This is a genomic window from Komagataeibacter kakiaceti JCM 25156 (genome assembly GCF_000613305.1).
This window is the reverse complement of sequence record NZ_BAIO01000626.1, coordinates 1-1,201: the sequence shown is the minus strand read 5'-3', so window position 1 is coordinate 1,201 and position 1,201 is coordinate 1. Positions and strand designations below refer to the sequence as shown.

Below are 1,201 nucleotides of genomic sequence, written 5' to 3'. Positions count from 1 at the left end.
GGCTGGGCGGCCGCATTGGCTATATGGGCGCGTGCGTGGCGTCGGCCGGGGCCATCGGCCTTTCGGGCCTGCCGCTGGGCATGATGCTGATGCCCGCCATCGTGACGGAGGGGGTTTTCCTGCTCTGCCCCCCCACGCCCGACCCGGACTGAGCTTTCCCGCTCCTCAGCTCAGCCCTTCGACAAACCTTGCGATACGCGCGCAGGCTTCCTTCAGGATTTCATCACTGGTGGCATAGGACAGGCGCAGGTACGGCCCCTGCCCGAACGCGCTGCCATGCACCACGGCCACATGCTGCTCCGCCAGCAGGGCGATGGCGAAATCCTCGTCCGTTTTCAGGAACTGCCCGCCAGCGGTCGTACGCCCCATGCACCCGGCCACACCGGGATAGGCATAAAACGCGCCATGCGGCATGGCGCAGGTCAGCCCCGGTATGCACCGCAGGGCCGAGACCACCAGTTCGCGCCGCCGGGCATAGACCGCGCGCATCTGCGCGATAATATCCGCTGGCCCATCCAGCGCCGCCGCCGCCGCCGCCTGGCTTATGGAACAGATGCCCGATGTCGCGCTGCCTTGGATGGCGGTCATGGCGCGGATAAGGGCTGTCGGCCCGCCCACATACCCCACGCGCCAGCCGGTCATGGCATAGGCTTTCGATACACCGTTCAGGGTAAGGATGCGGCCCTTCAGGTCAGGCGCCACCGCCGCGAACGAGACATGCCGCTGCCCGTCATAGATCAGGTGTTCATAGATTTCATCCGACAGGACATGCACCTGCGGGTGACGGCGCAGCACTTCCGCCAGGGCTTCGAGATCCTCCCGCCCCATGGTGCCACCGGTCGGGTTGTTGGGAAAATTGAGTACAAGCACTTGGTGCGGGGCGTGATCGCCGCTTCCAGCGCCGCCGCCGTCAGGCGGAAGTCATCGGCCTCCAGACAGTCGGCATAAACCGGCGTGCCACCGAATATCCGCACGATCAGCGGGTAGCTGACCCAGTACGGGCGGGGAATGACCACCTCATCCCCCGGCTGCACGGTGGCCATGAAGGCATTGAAAATGACCTGCTTGCCGCCGTTGGACACCATGATTTCGGCAGGCGCGTAGTCCAGCGCGTTCTCACGCGCGAATTTGCGCATCACGGCGGCCTTGAGCGCGGGCGTGCCGTCCACGGGCGGATACTTGGTCTGCCCGTCCAGCGCGG

At 65.9% G+C, this 1,201-nt stretch carries 1 pseudogene; it reads right to left on the bottom strand.

The annotated features are described in order from the left end of the window. Positions 1-165: 165 nt before the first annotated feature. Positions 166-1,201: pseudogene (locus JCM25156_RS25795) on the bottom strand (pyridoxal phosphate-dependent aminotransferase); the annotation flags it as partial.